The following is an 18167-nucleotide window of genomic DNA, read 5'->3' on the forward strand; positions in this document are numbered from 1 at the left end:
CTAACCAAAAGGCATTGTGCAAAAACTACTGTTTAATGATATATAACGGATGCAGCTTTTTGAATTATGAAAACGAAGCCATTTCCTTTAATAATTGATACATCCACCAATCGCTTAAAGGTACTAAAAATAATCGCGCAAATTCAAAACGGAATTATATCATTTTATAACCTTTCATCAATGTATGTGATACTGCAAAAGCAATAAAGTTCAGAAATTGTATCGCTTAATTATTAGATCAAGTTAAATAATTAAACATGAAATATCACATGCTCTCTCTATAAGGTCATTAAATGGTAATTCAAGTAAAAAGCGTAAATAAATACTCTTTTTTTAAACACTTTTTATGGAATTGTAATAACAAAGCGTACGCCGGGTTTTGCATCTAGGTCATACAGTATATGCCCACCTAATGCTTGGGTTACTAAGTTGTACACTAAGTGCATGCCTAAACCACTTGCCCCTTGGCCTCGCTTAGAGGTTACAAATGGGTCAAATATCCTATTTTTGACATTTTTATCAACGCCTTGGCCGTTATCTGTGTAGATTATTTTTATTTGTGGGCCCGTTATTTCTATATCAAACTTAATTTCGTTATTTTCGCTATTGCTAAAACCATGAATGGCAGAGTTTAAAATAAGCTGTTGGAAAATTTGTTGTAGTGGCTCAGATTTACTCTCAATGGTTAAATCACTCGGACAATTGATCACAACGTTAGGCTTTGACTTTATTAACTCTGATTGAATCGACATTAACACATCAGATATTAACCTATGGATGTTTACATGGGTTTTAATCCCGTCATCCTGAATTACAGCTACCTTTTTAAAGTTAGAGATAAGGTCGGCCGCACGGTTTAGGTTTCTATAAATTAAATCAAGGTTTTCGATACCTTCGTCAATAAAGCGTTTTAGTTGGTTAGAAGTTAGAGACTTATTATCAAAACTAAGCTGAATATCGGCAAGTTTATCGCGCAGCAAGGTTGAGCCAGTAATACCTAGGCCAATTGGGGTGTTAACCTCATGGGCTACGCCGGCTACCATTTGCCCTAATGATGCCATTTTTTCGTTTTCTACTATTTGTTCTTGGTATTGGTGCATTCGCTCAAGGGTAGAAAGCAGTTCTTGGTTTGCTTCGCGCAGGGCTATTGTTCTTTGGCTTACCTTTTCTTCTAAGCTTTGGTTGAGCTGTTTGATCTCTAGTTTGTCTTTTTCATGACGTTCTATTTGCTTACGGGTGCGGGTAAGCATGATATTTAAGCTGTTTGATAAGGCTGTAACCTCTTTTACGCTGGTGCTTGGTGCGCGTACGTCATAGTTATGATTTTTTGATACGTCTTGTAGCAATACACTTAAGTGTTCAATAGGGTTAGCGATACTTTTTTGTGTTTTTATCGCTATAAAGTACACAAAAAACAAAATAAACAGGGTAAGGAAAATATCTATAATAATTTTTTGTTTTATAAATTCATCTAGGCTTTCTAAGCTGCCACGCATATAAACGTAACCCACCACCTGCTCGTTATTAAGTACAGGTGTTATTAGCTCAATGTAGTTGTTGGTCACTCTTGGCTCGTTAAGCTCTTTAATGCTGTCTACGCGCAGCGGAACAGGTGGGGTTTTTTTAGCATTAAAGCTAATAAAAAATACAGGTTTACTCGATGTTTTTTCTATTGCGTAAATATGAATGTTTTTAACAAGGGGGATTTTATCAAACGACTTTAGGCGTTTTTCTTCTGTTTTTCTGTCGTCTTTTACCAATGAATCTGCGGCATCAAAAGCAACAATATCGGAAAGGATCACGAGCTTGTTTATGATCAGTTCCTTTTGTTCTTTTACACTCATATAAGTGGAAATTGAAACCGATAAAGTTAAACAAATAGCAGTGATAAGCATGATGGTGTTGATCAGCGCTTTTCGAATACTTTTTTGATGTACTTTTTTTGGCATTATTGCTGCATCGCCTAAGCATGAATATTTATATTTAGAACTTTAGTTTAGCAAAAACCATAGAAAGTGAAGGGAAATAGTGAAATTAATTCTGATATTTATTCGAAAGTTAGGCTAAGTATTAATTACACTTAGCCTAACTAAGTATAATTAGTTAGCTACTGTAAACGGCAAATTTGTTATTTTTGTACACAGTGTGGAAGCTACCAAACTGCGCCTCTAAAATTGGCGGGTATTTTAAAAAGCTATTAGCCACTATGCTTAGCTTTCCTACCTTGGTTAAGTGCTGCTTAGCATTTGATAAAAATGCTTCTGCAATTGTGTAGTCGGTCGCTATGCCAGTATGAAAAGGCGGGTTACTAACTATTAAATCAAACTTGCCGCTAATACTTTTTAAGCCATCACTTAAAATAGTGCCGCCTTTAATATTATTAAGCTTTAATGTTTGCTCAGTAGCATAAGTTGCAAGTGCGCTCACATCGCTGCAAGTAAAAGTCAGTGCTGGGTTTTTAATACCCAAAAAAGTGGCTATTAAGCCTGCGCCACAGCCAAAATCTAGTACATTACCTTGTTTAGTGGTCGGGGCATTTTCTAGTAGCATTTTTGTGCCAGCATCTAAAGCGCCGTGGTTAAATACACCCGGAACACTGATAGCATCAAACTCTACTCCTGCTACATTTACTCTAAACGTTTTATGGTAGCGGCTAATCTCAAAAGTTGGGTTGTTCTCTAGTTGCTCAAATGAAAACAAAATACAATGTTTAGCAGAGTCAATTTTATTACTGTACTGCGCTTTGCCCGCGAGCTGTTTTTCTATCGATTTAACGCCACTTTTATTTTCACCTACCACAAGTAGCTGTGCTTTTTCGTTAATAACGGCGCGAATATTATCAAGTGCCATTAATACTTCAGGCTTTGATTTTGGGTAGTAAAGAATGACTAAATCGTAGTCGTTGGCGGCCATTTCATGGTTAACACACACGTTTATGCCATTTATTTTTTTAGCAAATTCACCATTAGCATGGTTATAACTAAATGCGGTGATGGCACTTTGAGGATTTAGCTGCTTTAGCTCTGCTAAAAAGCCATCTTGAACAAAGTTGACCACCAAGATAGATTTTCCCACTAGTTCTTCGCTATTACGAAGTAACAGTAAACTTGGGTTGGTTAATACGCTCATAAATGGCTTTGCCTTACAAATTATTGATTAGTAAATTGGTGTAATTATTTTGTGCGCTCAAACATTAAGTCCCACACGCCGTGACCTAAACGGTGGCCGCGCTGTTCAAACTTAGTTAGCGGGCGCGAATCAGGGCGAGGTACGAAGTCGTTGGTAGATGACTGATTTTTATAGCCTGGCGCTGCTTGCATAACTTCTAGCATGTGCTCGGCGTAGTTTTCCCAGTCAGTAGCCATATGAAAAACACCGCCAATTTTTAATTTGCTACGCAGTTTTTCAGCAAATTCTGTTTGCACTATACGGCGTTTATGATGACGCTTTTTATGCCATGGATCAGGGAAGAATAACTGCAGCGTTGTTAAGCTTTCATCTGCAAGGCAGTCAGCGAGTACTTCTACCGCATCGTGTTCAAATACACGTAAATTAGTAACACCGGCTTCATCTGCATCCATTAAACATGCGCCAACGCCTGGGCGATGTACTTCAATACCAATAAAGTTTAGGTGCGGTGCATTTTTTGCCATTTCAACTAATGACTTGCCCATACCAAAACCAATTTCTAATACTACATCATTGTTATTGCCAAATACTTGAGCTAAGTCGAGTAGGCCATTTTTATGCTCAAGCCCCATAGTTGGCCAGCATTTTTCAATTGCGGCAGCTTGGCCTTTAGTTAAGCGGCCTTCGCGTTTTACAAAACTGCGAATTGTGCGGATATACTTACCTTCTTGCTTAGCTTGCTCAAGGTTGTTGTTACTTGATTCACTCATATTATTGGCCTGACAAAAACAATGTGTTTAAAAATGGTTGCGTATTATCCCTGACCACGCAGCTAATCACAAGTATTAGCGTGTTATAGCCCCTTCATACCTTGATCTTTTTATTAACTGCAATAGACTGAGCCGCTATTGAGCATGAGTAAAAGTAGTATATGTTGGATTTAAATAAACAGCAGTCAGACAAATTTGCTAACCAAGTGGTTCAGTGGTATCACCTTCATGGGCGTAAAACACTGCCTTGGCAACTAGGTAAAACACCGTATAAAGTGTGGGTGTCAGAAGTAATGTTACAGCAAACGCAAGTTGTTACGGTTATTCCATACTTTGAAAAGTTTATGGCAAGCTTCCCAGATATCATTGCTTTAGCAAATGCAGATGAAGATTTAGTGCTGCATCATTGGACTGGCTTAGGTTACTACGCACGGGCACGTAACTTACATAAAACGGCCAAAATAGTGCGAGATAAATACCAAGGTAAATTTCCAACTACACTTGAAGAGGTCATGGATTTACCCGGAATAGGGCGCTCTACGGCAGGTGCGGTATTATCGCTGTCGCTTGGCCAGCACCACCCTATTTTAGATGGTAATGTTAAGCGAGTGCTTGCCCGTTATTTTATGGTTGAAGGATGGTATGGGGTAAAAAAAGTAGAAAACCAACTTTGGCATTTGTCTACCCAGTTAACCCCTAAAAACAATGTGACTGAGTTTAACCAAGCCATGATGGACTTGGGCGCCAGCCTTTGCTCTCGCAGTCGCTTTGACTGCCAAGCGTGCCCACTTAATAGCGATTGCGGTGCGTTTAATGCCGGTAAAGTAAAAGAGTTTCCTCATTCTAAACCTAAAAAAGTGGTTCCTAAAAAGAGTTGTCATCAATTAATTATTCAGCATGACGAGAAAGTTTTAATGGAAAAGCGCCCAAGTAGCGGTATTTGGGGCGGTCTGTTTGGCTTTTTTGAGTTTAACGAATACAGCGAAATGGTGTTATTTTTAAATCAGCAAGGCTTAAAAACCGAGCTGGAAGAGTTAACGCCTTTTACTCATGTGTTTTCGCACTTTGAGCTGACAATAAATCCACATGTGCTTAATATTAATAACGTACCGGATGTAGTAAACGATAAACAACTTGTGTGGTACCCACTCGATCAATCTATAGAGGTGGGTTTAGCCGCACCGACTAAAAAGTTGGTTAAACAAATGAGCCCAATAGGTTAAACTATTAGCATTTAGCGCTTAAGAGAGTCAATTATGGCACGTACAGTATTTTGTCAAAAGTTACAAAAAGAAGCCGAAGGGCTTGGATTTCAGTTATACCCTGGTGAACTAGGCGAGAAAATTTTTAATAATATTTCTAAAGAAGCATGGGGCCAGTGGCAGCATAAGCAAACTATGCTAATTAACGAAAAGCATTTAAATATGATGGACCCAGAGCACCGTACGTTTTTAGAAGAGCAAATGGTTGGCTTTTTGTTTGAAGACAAAGACGTAGAAATTGAAGGTTATCGACCTCCTGAAAAGTAATTTTTAGGCATAAAAAAAGGGCTGTATAGCCCTTTTTTTATAGCTATATTTTATAGCGTTTCTTCATCAGTATTCGCTGAGCGCACTTGCTCTTTTAAAAACTGTGCGGCTTTAGAGTATTCAATTTCAAGGGTATCTCTTTGCGCTATTAGCTCATCAGTATCAAGCTCTGCATTTCGACACTTCTCTTCAAACTCTTCTGCACATTGCGCAACGGCCTCAGCACCAATAGTTTTAGAGATAGCCTTGAGCTGATGACAAGCACTGCTGATCTCGTCTCTGTCATTAACCATAACGCCGGAATTAATGCTTTTAATTAGGCTTTGGCTTTGCTCTAAAAACATTTTGAAAAAGCGTAATTGTTTGGCTTCGTCGCCGTTTACATAAGTAGATACCGCGTCCATATTAATAGGCATGGCAGGCTTTTGATGAATAACAACAGTTTGGTCTTTATTATGCTTATCATACCAACGCTTTAAGGTATCTTCTAAGGCATTAAGCTCTATAGGCTTAGTAATAAAGTCATTAATACCTACCGCCAGGCAACGCTCCTTTTCACCTTTGAGCGCATTGGCAGTAACCGCAATAATATAAGGCTGAGCGTCTATAGAATCTAACAACTCGGCTTCATCACGAATTTTTTCAACCATATCGTAACCTGACATTTTTGGCATATGTAAGTCGGTTAATATGAGCGAGTAATTGTTTTGACGCCACATATCTAAACCTTCTTCACCGTTATTTGCTACTTCAACGCCATAGCCTAGTATATGCAGCTGGTCGGTTAAAACTTGCTGGTTTAGTAGGTTATCTTCTACTAATAAAATGAGTTTATTGGCATCGCGTGCTTGTTCAACATTTAAATAATTGTTGAGTGTTTTTGTTTTTTTAATTTGTTTAGGTTGATGCAAGCCTGCTGCTACCAATATCGACATCATAAAGTTAGATTTACACAGCGGTGAGGCATTAATATAAAATACATTTTTATGGTTTATAGCGGCTTCATCAAGCTTACTTAATACCACTACTTGTTGATTATTATCTTCAAGTGAGTAAATAAGACGACGCAGTAAAGAGTTAACTTTTTCCATATCATCTATGCCATCGACAACCCATATAATGTCGTGCTGCTCTTGTTGAGCTTCTATTTCTTGCTGGTTGTGCACGTAGGTAATTTTAGCGCCCATAAATGATAAATAGCGGTACATTGCTTTTTCGCGCTCTAAATGATTACTCACTACCACTACATGTTTGCCATTGAGCGCATTTTTATGTGCGTACTTAATTTTTCCTGAGGTACCAAATGGAAGCTCAACGGTAAATTCGCTACCAATGCCTGCATGGCTAGTTACATTAATAGTACCGAGCATAAGCTCGGTTAAACTTTTACAAATAGATAGCCCTAAACCAGTGCCGCCGTATTCACGGGTAATTGAGTTTTCAGCTTGCACAAACGGGTTAAATATTTCTCGCAGTTGCGCTTGGGTCATGCCCTTGCCATTATCGGTTACGCAAAAACGCAGCGTAAAATGATCCGCCGTATTATGGGCCACTTCTACCGATATTTTTACGTGCCCTTGGCGTTTGTCATCAGTACTGGTGAACTTAATTGCATTACTACAAAGGTTATACAGTACTTGGCGAACCCGTATTGTATCGCCAGTTAAATTAGTTGGAATATCTGGCGCAATAGAAAGCTCTAAATCTAATTTGCGCTTTTTAGCAACAGATGAAAGCACGCGAGCCACTTCTTCAATCGTATCAGTAACTGAAAAAGGCGTAGGGTCAATATTTAGCTTACCCGCTTCAATTTTAGAGAAGTCTAAAATATCATCCAAAATACTTAATAGTGAAAACGCTGACTCACGGATAATAGTACTTAAACGATGCTGCGCGCCATCAAGCTCTGTTTGTCTTAATAAATCTATAGTGCCAATAACGCCGTTCATAGGCGTGCGAATTTCATGGCTCATAGTGGCTAAAAAGGTCGTTTTAGTTTCGCTAGCGCGTTGTGCTTTTAATGTCGCTTGCTCTAATGCAATTGTTCTTTGTTGTACTTCGCTCTCAAGGCCAGTTTGTAATTTTTGAAGCTCTTTTTGCGCAGCCTCTTTTTCAGACATTACCGAGTTAACTTTATCTAGTAGCAAGTTTATGTTTTTAGCCACGCCAGATAAGCCTAAGTCTAGTTTTTCACTTACTTTACTGTCGTAATTGCCATTTTCGGTAATCGCTTGAAGTTCTTCATTTAACAAATGGCTACTTTTACGTAAGCGAGTATTTATATAGGTATTAAATAGTAGAGCTAATGCAAATAAGGCAAACACGCTTACAATTGCAATAATATAGGCTATTACTTGCGAGTCTTGCTGCGTTAAAGGCGGTGCTGGTAACTGCTGTTTTATTATTAGCTCACCAATAGGCTGGTCGTTCAAAAGCAATATATGGTGCAATACACCTTGCTCAGTTAAATGCTCATTTACTTTTTTAGACTCGATAGCGGGTTTAGTGCTGCTATATACAAGTTGGGTTTCTGAGGTGGCATTAAAGCGATAGAGCGTATATTCAAACTCATCATCTAATACTGAAGTAAGCTCAAGTAGCTGGCGAACCTTGCCTTGCCCATACATAGTAAGTGCATCTACCATTGGTAAATCAAGTTGTTGTGCTAGCTGCGTAATACTTACTTTTTGTTTGGCTGCTGGTGCAGGTTGTGTGTTTTGCGAGTAAAACGCAAAGGCAACAATAGCAAGCGCTGTTACTGCAATATTAATTATTAAAAAAAGCGGCAGTAAGCCTTTCACCGGCGAAGAGAATTTACTCTGCATTGATTGTTCCCATTGGTATTTGTTTGTACGATAAGCCCTTATCGTATTTTCACAGTAATCGTATCATTTACGTAAAATAATTCACTACGTTTTTAGTCTGGTTTAATTGATTAAATTAAGGTTTTTTGTGAGCTTTTGTTGGATAAATAAACATTAGTCTATAAAAACTCGCTTTGTTGTGTGAAAACCGTTCAAACAGTTATAAAGAGTAAAAAAAAAGTTGACTTGTAAGGGCAAAACTCGTTTAATACGCCGCACGCACAGATGGCTCAGTCGATAGCGCTGAGTGGGAATTGCATTAAAAATCATTTATGATTTTTAATTAGCACTGTGAAAGTGCCTCGATAGCTCAGTTGGTAGAGCAGAGGATTGAAAATCCTCGTGTCCCTGGTTCGATTCCGGGTCGAGGCACCATTTATATTAAAGCCCTGCATACACATGCAGGGCTTTTTTTTGCTTTAAATTTATTATGGACAAAACAGTCCATATTAATTGGGTATATCCTCTCTTTTTCTCCCTTGTTTGCATGCGCATAATTACCTCATCAAAAGGTTAGGTGCTGTTATTACTCACTCCATTTACTCACTCAATATGATTGATTTAAGTAATAAAGTGCAGTGTACCTTTAGCCCTAATAATGCCAATCCGTAATAATATTTAATCATTTTGCGGGGCTAAACGTGTCGCTACCGGCGTTAAAAATTCCTACTTAGAACAACTGAATAGCGAGTTTTTTGCCTAGCTATCAACATGATTTTCAAGCCTCAAAATAGATCACTTAATTAAGCGTATTGGTATAAGTAATTTAAAGCTGGAGCTAATTATGATCACGCAAATTGTTAAGTTTGAAATTAAAGACGAGCACATCGCACAATTTAAAGCGCTACTAGAAGAAGACAAGCAAGGCGCTAAAGCCGAAACAGGTCTTATAGAGATGCGTTTATATCAGGATAAAAACGAGCCAGGCGTCTTTTTTGCTTATGAGCGTTTTGAAGATCAAAATGCAGTTGATTACCATGGCGCACAAGATTACACACAAACGTTATTAAATGCGTGGCCTGAAATCAGCCAATCGGCGCCACAGGTCATGTTATTAGAAAATACAGTGCCAGCTCCGCTGCATGAGCGTAATACAAAAGTTGTTAACCCTGAAGATGATATATGTATTGTGTTTTTTATTTTTAAGATTAAGCCAAGTTTTAAAAATAAAGTCATTGAGCGTTTCGCAACTCATGTAACGCAAACGCGCAGCCAAGAGCCTGGTAACTTAGTGTTTGATTTGTATAGTATTGAAAATAACGACGATACATTAGTTGTTTATGAACATTGGCGCAGTGAATCTGCGTTGTGGGATATTCACTTTAAGCAGCCGTACGCAGTAAAAACAAGCGAATTATTAGCGCAAGCAGTTGTTGGCGATATGCAGCAATATATGAGCTTCGTTAAAGAAATTTAAAGGCTTGTGTTTAACAATATTACTTATCCCGTTTAGCAAATAGTGTATTACACGCTATTTGCTTTTTTGTATAAATACCCTCCAAATTCCCTGCCGGTTTTTATAATAACTGACTATTATGTTAATTCATCGCAACGTATGTAATGTTATGTAAAGTAAGTTGAGCAAAATTTGCCAAAGTGCTTGAATTACATTCATAAATGGCAGTAATTTAGGTTAACTATGATTTGGCAAACTAAGCCAACTTTATTGGCTCTTAGCTTGGTATTGTTGAGCGGCTGTGCGGGTACGCTAAACCCTCAGCAGCGCGAGCAAGCACCCAGCGACATTGCAGCGACATGGCAACATGGTTTAGCACAAAATACACTTGCAGTAGATCAGCAATGGCTGCAAACCTTAGAAAACCCTTACATTGAAAACCTTGTTAGTAAAGCACTTAATAATAATCAGGCTTTGCTGCAAAGTGCCTACGATGTACAAATACAAAAGCAGCAATTAATAATTTCAGGCTCTGCGCTTTGGCCCGATCTTGATTTATCTGCGCAAACTAGGCGCAGTAAAGACAATAGACCTGTAAGTTATGATAATGCCAGCTCTGTCACGCTAGAGCTAAGCTATGAAGTAGATGTGTGGGGTAAGTTATCTGATGCTAAACGCCAAGCCAACCTAAACTACTTAGCGCAACAAGCTAGTTTTGAGCAAGCTAAGCAGCAATTGGTGGCCGATGTTGTCACCGGCTGGTTTGATTTAGTAACCGCCCAGCAGTTACTCGATTTATATAAACGCCGAGAAGAAAACGCACAGCAAAACTTAGATATTATTGAATCAGGCTACCGCCAAGGTATTAATGAAGCACTCGATGTATATTTAGCCCGTAATGAGCTTAATAACGAGCGTACGCGTATTGCTAATCAACAAGCCACGCTTGTAAGCGCGTCGCGTTCTTTAGAGCGCTTATTAGGCGGCTACCCCAAAGGCGATATATCAGCAGAGGTTGAACTGCCTGTTTTTCTTTCGCCAATTAATACCGGTATTCCCTCTGAGCTAATTACACGCAAGCCTCAATTGCGCGCAAGCTGGTACCAGTTATTAGCAAGCGATGCAGGCCTAGCCTATGCACATAAACAGCGTTTCCCTAGTTTAAACTTATCAGCAAGCGTGAGTGATAGCACCGATAGAGTGAGCGATTTATTCTCGCCATCAAGCTTAGCGTGGTCTTTATTAGGCAGTATTTCTGCGCCAATATTCAATGGTGGCCAGCTAAAAGCAAATGAAGAAATAGCACGCTTAAATGCACAAAAACAAGAGCAAGTATATTTAGATACCTTGTACGATGCATTCAGCGATGTTGAAAACGCAATTACTCAGCAGCAATCCTTGCAAGCCAGTTATAAAAGCACGTTAGAGGCACAAGAAAACGCCCTTGCAGCAGAGCAACTCTCGTTTGAGCAGTACCAAAGCGGCTTAGTAACTTACACTACTGTGCTTGATGCCCAGTCGCGCTCTTTTGATGCGCAAAGCTCACTCATTGAAACAAAAAACCAGCTAATTGCTAACCGAATAAACCTATACGTTGCCCTTGGCGGCGATTTTAACGCCCCAACAAGCGAACCTAAGAGCAATAACGATGAAAACTAAATCAGCAAAACTTTTAATCCCAGCCGTAGTGGTGGTGGCCACCATTTTAATTGTTATGTTTATTAAGGGTAATCCACCTGAAGCAAAACGTTTTGGCTCACCTCCTAAAGCCACGGTGAGCGTATCGGTAAGAAAGATTGAGCCACAAGATTACTTAATTTTTATTGATAGCTATGGCACGGTAAAGCCGCGTACTCAAAGTTTGTTAGTTGCTCAAGCATCTGGGCAAATTAATAAAGTAAGTGATGATTTTAGAGAGGGTGGTTTTTTTGAAAAAGGCGATGTACTGCTACAGCTAGATGATAGAGATCATCAGGCTGAGGTCAAATCGGCGCAGGCAGCATTACTTACTGCAGAGCAAAGTTTGTTAGAAGAAAAAGCCCGCGGCCAACAAGCAATTACTGATTGGAAGCGTTTAGGTGGATCATCGCAAGCGAGCAGCTTAGTACTTCGCGAGCCCCAACTAGCGGCTGCACAAGCACAAGTACTTTCAGCACAAGCCGCACTTGAAAAAGCACAGCTTGATTTAGAGCGCACCCAAATTACTGCGCCTTACGCTGGGCGTGTGCTTAGTCGTAATGTAGACCTTGGCCAAGTGGTAAGCGAAAACACAGAACTTGCAACTATTTATGCCATAGACAGCGTTGAAGTGCGCTTACCAATTAAAAATAAAGACCTCTCGTATATTAGTTTGCCAGAGCAATACAGAGATGGCAGTAAAAACCAAGCCGGCTCACTCGTTAAGTTTAAATCTGACTTAGTGGGCGAGCAAACATGGCAAGGGCAAATAATACGCACTGAAGGCGCTATCGATGAAGGTGCACAGCAATTGTATATTGTTGCGCAAATAAATGACCCTTACAAAGCCACGGCTAATAACCAATACCCAATTAAAATTGGGCAATACATCACTGCGCAAATTAGCGGTAAAACAGTGCCTGATGCGTTAATAATCCCTAATAGTACTATTTATCAAGGCAGCTACGTGTATGTGGTTGAAGAGGGGCTGTTAAAGCGTAAAAACATTACGCTTGCATGGCAAAATGCTACACAAGCTATGGTAAAAACAGGCCTTAATGCAGGCGATAAGTTAGTAATTACACCGCTTGGGCAAGTAAGTTCAGGCACAGCAGTAAGCATTTTAGGCGAAACCGATACGCAAAATATGCGAGCAAAAGGCCCAAATGGCGCAGGCAAAGGTAAGCGTCCATCGCGTGAGCAGCTAGAAAAAAAAGCGCAAGAAATGGGAATTAGTGTTGAAGAGCTAATACAAAAACGCCGCGCTGCACAAGGAGATAAGCCATGATCGCTTGGTTTACAAAAAACCATGTAGCAGCCAATTTATTGCTTATTACGTTACTGCTATCGGGTTTATTTAGTTTATCGAGTCAAATACCGCTTGAGGTGTTTCCATCGTTTGAAACAGATCGCATAAGTGTAAGCGTTACTTTGCGCGGCTCAACCCCAGAGGATGTAGAGCAAGGGGTTACCATTCGAATAGAAGAAGCCGTTCAAGATTTAGAAGGTATAGAGCAAATATCTAGCCGCTCATCTGAGGGCTCTGCGTCGGTAACCATAGAAGTAGAAAGTGGCTACGACCCGCGCGAGTTATTAGCCGATATAAAAAGCCGTGTAGATGCTATAAACACTTTTCCGGCCGATGCTGAAAAGCCCATTGTGGCGCTTGCCGAGCGAAAACGCGAAGTAATAGCTGTTACCGTAGCGAGCGATTACGGTGAAAAAGAAACCTTAGAATACGCCGAGCAAGTTCGCGACGATATTTTACGCCTTCCGAATGTAACGCAGGTTGAGCTAAGTGGTGTACGCGATTACGAGCTCGCCATAGAAGTAAGCCAAGATACACTTCGCCAATATAATTTAACCCTTGCGCAAATATCCACTGCTGTGGCTAAGTCGAGCTCTGATATTTCGGCTGGTAATTTAAAAACAGAAGGGGGCGATGTACTTATAAGCTCAAAAGGGCAAGCTTACCGAAAAGATGAATTTGCAAACATTGTAGTTAAAAATCAAAGCGACGGTACAGTAATACGCTTAGGTGATATAGCAAACATTAATGATGACTTTGAAGAGACCCCAGTACGCACACGCTTTAATGGTAAACAAGCCGCCTTTATAGATGTATACCGCATAGGGCCGCAAAGTGCGATAGATGTCGCAGATGATGTAAAAAACTACATAGAGTCTAAGCAAAGCTCCTTACCACAAGGTTTTGAATTAAGTTACTGGGATGACGACTCTCAAGTTGTAAAAAGCCGTATTGCTACGCTAACCAGCAGTGCCCTTCAAGGGGGCATTTTAGTACTGGCTTTGCTAACCCTATTTTTACGCCCAGCCATCGCATTTTGGGTGTTTATTGGTATTCCTGTTTCGTTTATGGGCGCATTTATTGCGATGCCTATTTTTGGTGTAACCCTTAATATAATGAGCTTATTTGGCTTTATTTTAGTACTGGGTATTGTGGTGGATGACGCCATAGTAACGGGGGAGAACGTTTATACTCATTTAAAAACCGCAGAGTCGGGCGAACAAGCTGCCATTTTAGGCACGCAAGAAGTAGCAACACCAGTTACCTTTGGGGTACTAACAACCGTAGCGGCTTTTTTACCTTTAGCGTTTATTGAAGGCGCGCGGGGTGCCTTGTTTGCACAAATTCCGGTGGTGGTTATTCCTGTATTACTGTTCTCATTAATTGAGTCTAAGTTTGTGCTGCCAGCTCATTTAAAGTACATAAAACTACGTAATCAAAAAACAAAATCATCAAAGCTTGAAGTACTTCAGCAGCGTTTTGCAGACGGATTTGAAAGCGCTATTTTAAAATACTATCAGCCTATTTTAGCTAAAGCATTGCGCTATAAATTAGCGACGGTGAGTTTGTTTGTTGGTGTGTTTTTTATAATTTTAACTTTAATAACCAGCGGTTGGACTAAGTTTGTATTTTTTCCGCGTATCCCAAGCGAAACCGTACGAGTAACATTAACCTTGCCCACAGGCACGCCGTTTGAAGTTACCAATAAATATGTAATGGATATGTCGCAAAAAGCGCAGTTATTGCAAGACAAATACCGCGATGAAGATACCGGCGAAAGCGTTATATTAAATATTTTAGCCTCAACCGGTGGCCGTGGTGGCGTGTCTAACTCAGGCAGTGTGCGCTTTGAAATAACTCCTGCAGAGAGCCGCGACTCAGACATTGGGTCACGTGAGCTGGTAAGTGAGTGGCGCGATTTAATAGGGATTATTCCTGGCGCCGAAAGCGTAACCTTTAGGGCCGAAATAGGACGCAGCTCAGACCCTATAGATGTGCAGTTAAGTGGTACATCGCTCGATACGTTACAAAAAATTGCCGAAAGCGTTAAAGCGCGCTTAAGTACTTACCCAACCGTATTTGATATTGCCGATAGCATGTCTGATGGTAAAGAAGAGTTGCAAATAGAGCTTACCGAGCAAGGTTTTGCTTTAGGCTTAAACCGAGTTGATGTAGCAAACCAAGTTCGTAACTCGTTTTTTGGCTCGCAGGTGCAGCGTATTCAACGCGGGCGTGACGATGTACGCGTTATGGTACGCCTACCTATTGAAGAGCGTCGCTCTGTAGCCGACTTACAAAATATACTTATTACTACGCCTACGGGCGGCTCGGTGCCACTTTCGCATGTAGCTACATTAATTGCAGGGCAAAGCCCATCTACGATTAACCGAATAGACCGCTACCGCACACTTAACGTGACTGCCGACATAGAAAAAAGCAATACCAACATGACCGCGCTGCAAGCCGACCTAACTGAGTATTTAGATGAATTAATGCAGCAATACCCAGGTGTTGATTACAAGCTAGAAGGTGAAGCTAAAGAGCAAAGAGAGTCGTTTGGCTCGCTTGCTTGGGCATTGTTATTTGTATTTTTTATTATTTACTCACTATTAGCGATACCGCTTAAATCCTACATGCAGCCAATTATTGTAATGAGCGTTATTCCGTTTGGCATGATAGGCGCTGTAATAGGGCACTGGGTTATGGGGATGGAGTTAACCATTATGAGCTTACTTGGTATGTTGGCACTTATTGGTGTGGTGGTTAACGATTCACTTGTGTTGGTCGACTTTATTAATAAAAAACGCAGTGAAGGCGGCAAAATTATTGATGCGGTTAAACTTGCAGGGGCTGCACGTTTTCGCCCAGTAATGCTCACAAGTTTAACCACCTTTATTGGTTTAATGCCGCTACTATTTGAAAAGGCGACACAAGCACAGTTTTTAATTCCAATGGCAGTAAGCCTTGGCTTTGGTATTGTGTTTGCTACGTTTATTACGCTTATATTAGTGCCAGTAAACTATATGCTGATGGAGCGTTTTCAAAGCTGGTTTAGATAAATAACGAAATGTGTTCTAGGACTAAGCTGTGGTTGATTAATATCAATTGCAGCTTTTTTTTTGCTAAAAATTTATAAAGGTAATAAAGGGTATTTAAAAACAGGGGAGTAGCAAAAAATGCAAAAACAGAAAAATAAGAAAAGTGTTCCCCAAGCGTGCGGTGTCCGGCGTCAGTCCTGAAACCAGAAGGTTTCAGGGCGGAAAGCTGCGGTCTACCGTAGGCTTCTCGGTACATGCCGAGCTTGCACAATAGTAGACGAACAGAAATCCTGGTATAAAATTTATCGGCTCAGGGACTTAACCAAACTCCGGCACCCCAGGGAACAAGTTCAGTATATAAGACATAATCCATTCCTTAAACCCCAAACGTAAAAAATTGAACCGTTCGAGCATTTTTCGCCCGCTGGTAACTCGCTATTTACTTATCATGCTACTTTTTGAGCAGGATCATACAATTAATTGGAGTTGCTTTTTATCGAGTGGTAGCATTGCCTTAACTAGCAAAGCGAAGATATAAACATGAGCGACTTACCAGATTACCAAAAAGCCCAGCTGCTTTTAGAAAAAAACGAAATTTTTGTCTCACCGGCAGAAGCGCACGGCGTAATTAGTGGATTACTAGCGTGTGGTTTAAGTATTGATGACAAAGAATACTTAGGCCTATTAAGTGATGTATTTAATGATGGCCAAGCGTTTAGCAACGACCTAAAGCAGTTTTTTGGCACCATTTATAAGCAAGTGGTAGCAAGTTTTAACGATGAAGCTTTTGCGTTCGATTTATTTTTACCAAGCGATGATGAAACACTCATCGATCAAGCCAATGGTCTCGTATCATGGGTTGCAGGGTTTATGCTTGGATTTGGTTTAAAGCAAAAAGATTACGGTAAGTTATCGGCAGATGTAAAAGAAGTTATTAGCGATTTTAGCGAAATTACACGCCTGGATACCATGTTTGACGAAACCGAAGAAGACAGCCAAGCCCTGCATGAAGTGATTGAATATGTACGTGTATCGGCATTGCTTTGTTTTGCCGAGCTTGGCAAAGAAAAAGCACCTAAAAAAACACTACATTAATCTAAATAAAACGGGTTGTTAAAGCATGGTTGAAATACAAAAGTCAGAATTTAAAGCACGCCGTGAGCGTTTACTTGCGAAAATGGATGCAAATAGTGTGGCCATTATTCCTGCGGCCAGTGAAGTAACTCGTAGCCGCGATACGGAATATGCATTTAGACAAGACAGCGACTTTTTTTACTTAACCGGCTTTAACGAACCCGATGCCGTTTTAGTGCTGTGTAATAACAGCGATACGCCAAGTACGTTATTTTGTCTTGATAAAGATAAACTGGCCGAAATTTGGCACGGCCGCAGAATTGGCTTCGAAAAAGCTAAAAATGAGTACTTATTCGACGAAACTTACGCATTAAGTGAGCTAACTGAACAATTATTAGATTTGGTTAACGGTCAGCAGATTTTATTTTATGCACAAGGCGCTTACCCAAGTTTTGATACCAAAGTATTTACCTTGTTAAACACACTTCGCAGCGCGCCTAAAAAAGGCTATCAGGCACCGAGTACGATAAAAGATGTGCGTGGTCTTATTCACGAAATGCGCTTGTTTAAATCGCCAAGCGAAGTAAACATTATGCGTGAAGGCTGCGAAATAAGTGCCCGTGGGCATATGCGCGCAATGCGTTATTCGCACCCTGGTGCTACTGAGTTTCAGCTAGAGGCAGAGCTGCATCATCATTATGCAATGAACGGAGCCCCGCACCCAGCGTACGGCACCATTGTTGGCAGTGGCGATAACGCTAATATTTTGCACTACACGCAAAATAGCGATGTGCTAAAAGATGGCGACCTAGTATTAATTGACTCAGGGTGTGAGTTACAAGGTTACGCTGCCGATATTACGCGTACTTTTCCGGTTAATGGCAAGTTTAGCGAACCTCAAGCCGCGCTTTATAACATTGTACTTAAAGCCCAAGAAGTGGCTTTTGAAGAAGTTAAACCCGGCGGGTTTATGTCGCATGCCAATAAACGTGCAATGGAAGTAATGACTCAAGGTTTACTTGATTTAGGTATTTTAACCGGCGACTTTGATGAGTTAAGGGCAAAAGGTGCCTGTAAAGAATATTACATGCACGGCCTTGGCCACTGGTTAGGCCTTGATGTTCACGATGTAGGCGATTACAAACAAAACAATGTTGAGCGCGCATTTGAGCCAGGCATGGTTTTAACCATAGAGCCTGGGCTTTACATTAGTGAAGATTCAAACGCACCGCAGCAATATAAAGGCATTGGTATTCGTATCGAAGATAATTTACTTATTACTGAGTCAGGGCATGAAAACCTCACCCTGAGTGTGCCTAAAACCATAAACGATATAGAAGCATTTATGCAAAGTGCAAAAAGCGCATAAGCTTGGAGAAAT

12 protein-coding genes, 1 tRNA gene and 1 other RNA gene are annotated in these 18167 nt (G+C 40.3%); 9 read left to right on the forward strand and 5 right to left on the reverse strand.

Translation table 11 applies throughout. The annotated features are described in order from the left end of the window. Positions 1-344 precede the first annotated feature (344 nt). The 3 genes from CWC04_RS00170 to trmB form a co-directional block, all read right to left on the reverse strand. Entirely contained in the window at positions 345-1949 is a 1605-nt protein-coding gene (locus tag CWC04_RS00170) for a HAMP domain-containing sensor histidine kinase (protein WP_054983844.1), read from the reverse strand. Between the two features lie 154 nt (positions 1950-2103). After that, the gene (locus tag CWC04_RS00175) at positions 2104-3129 is read right to left on the reverse strand and encodes a methyltransferase (protein WP_054983843.1); all 1026 of its coding nucleotides are present in this window, start codon (positions 3127-3129) and stop codon (positions 2104-2106) included. 44 nt (positions 3130-3173) lie between these two features. Next, entirely contained in the window at positions 3174-3899 is a 726-nt protein-coding gene (trmB, locus tag CWC04_RS00180; protein ID WP_138578545.1) for a tRNA (guanosine(46)-N7)-methyltransferase TrmB, read from the reverse strand. 161 nt (positions 3900-4060) lie between these two features. Here trmB and mutY point away from each other — a divergent pair, with 161 nt between their 5' ends. After that, positions 4061-5122: an A/G-specific adenine glycosylase gene (gene mutY, locus CWC04_RS00185; protein WP_031289382.1), complete on the forward strand. Its 1062-nt coding sequence runs from the start codon at positions 4061-4063 to the stop codon at positions 5120-5122. Between the two features lie 33 nt (positions 5123-5155). Then, complete coding sequence (locus CWC04_RS00190; protein WP_004587535.1) at positions 5156-5428, forward strand: oxidative damage protection protein; 273 nt, start codon at positions 5156-5158, stop codon at positions 5426-5428. 50 nt (positions 5429-5478) lie between these two features. Here the strand turns inward: CWC04_RS00190 and CWC04_RS00195 are convergent, their stop codons facing one another. Continuing rightward, entirely contained in the window at positions 5479-8253 is a 2775-nt protein-coding gene (locus CWC04_RS00195; RefSeq protein WP_064385646.1) for a hybrid sensor histidine kinase/response regulator, read from the reverse strand. A 338-nt stretch (positions 8254-8591) separates the two neighbouring features. Here CWC04_RS00195 and CWC04_RS00200 point away from each other — a divergent pair. From CWC04_RS00200 to CWC04_RS00220, 5 genes are all read left to right on the forward strand, one after another. Then, a tRNA-Phe gene (locus CWC04_RS00200) sits at positions 8592-8667 on the forward strand. 409 nt (positions 8668-9076) lie between these two features. After that, positions 9077-9709: a putative quinol monooxygenase gene (locus CWC04_RS00205; RefSeq protein ID WP_138684324.1), complete on the forward strand. Its 633-nt coding sequence runs from the start codon at positions 9077-9079 to the stop codon at positions 9707-9709. 222 nt (positions 9710-9931) lie between these two features. After that, positions 9932-11347, forward strand: a complete 1416-nt coding sequence (locus tag CWC04_RS00210; RefSeq protein ID WP_138684325.1) for a TolC family protein — start codon at positions 9932-9934, stop codon at positions 11345-11347. Continuing rightward, positions 11337-12653 (forward strand): efflux RND transporter periplasmic adaptor subunit, encoded by a 1317-nt coding sequence (locus tag CWC04_RS00215; RefSeq protein WP_138684326.1) that lies wholly within the window; start codon positions 11337-11339, stop codon positions 12651-12653. Before CWC04_RS00210 ends, CWC04_RS00215 begins: the two co-directional genes overlap by 11 nt. Continuing rightward, positions 12650-15733: an efflux RND transporter permease subunit gene (locus CWC04_RS00220; protein ID WP_004589597.1), complete on the forward strand. Its 3084-nt coding sequence runs from the start codon at positions 12650-12652 to the stop codon at positions 15731-15733. Before CWC04_RS00215 ends, CWC04_RS00220 begins: the two co-directional genes overlap by 4 nt. Before the next feature lie 142 nt (positions 15734-15875). Here CWC04_RS00220 and ssrS read toward each other — a convergent pair. Then, positions 15876-16059, reverse strand: a non-coding RNA gene (gene ssrS / locus CWC04_RS00225) — 6S RNA. Positions 16060-16252: 193 nt separating this feature from the next. Between ssrS and CWC04_RS00230 the strand changes: the two genes are divergently transcribed. Together CWC04_RS00230 and pepP are read left to right on the forward strand one after the other, a co-directional pair. After that, on the forward strand, positions 16253-16807 hold the full coding sequence (locus CWC04_RS00230) for a UPF0149 family protein (RefSeq protein ID WP_004589599.1): 555 nt from the start codon (positions 16253-16255) through the stop codon (positions 16805-16807). A 25-nt stretch (positions 16808-16832) separates the two neighbouring features. Next, the gene (gene pepP / locus CWC04_RS00235) at positions 16833-18155 is read left to right on the forward strand and encodes a Xaa-Pro aminopeptidase (RefSeq protein ID WP_138684327.1); all 1323 of its coding nucleotides are present in this window, start codon (positions 16833-16835) and stop codon (positions 18153-18155) included. Positions 18156-18167 lie beyond the last annotated feature (12 nt).

Source organism: Pseudoalteromonas sp. S2893 (assembly GCF_005887105.1).
GTDB lineage: Bacteria > Pseudomonadota > Gammaproteobacteria > Enterobacterales > Alteromonadaceae > Pseudoalteromonas > Pseudoalteromonas atlantica.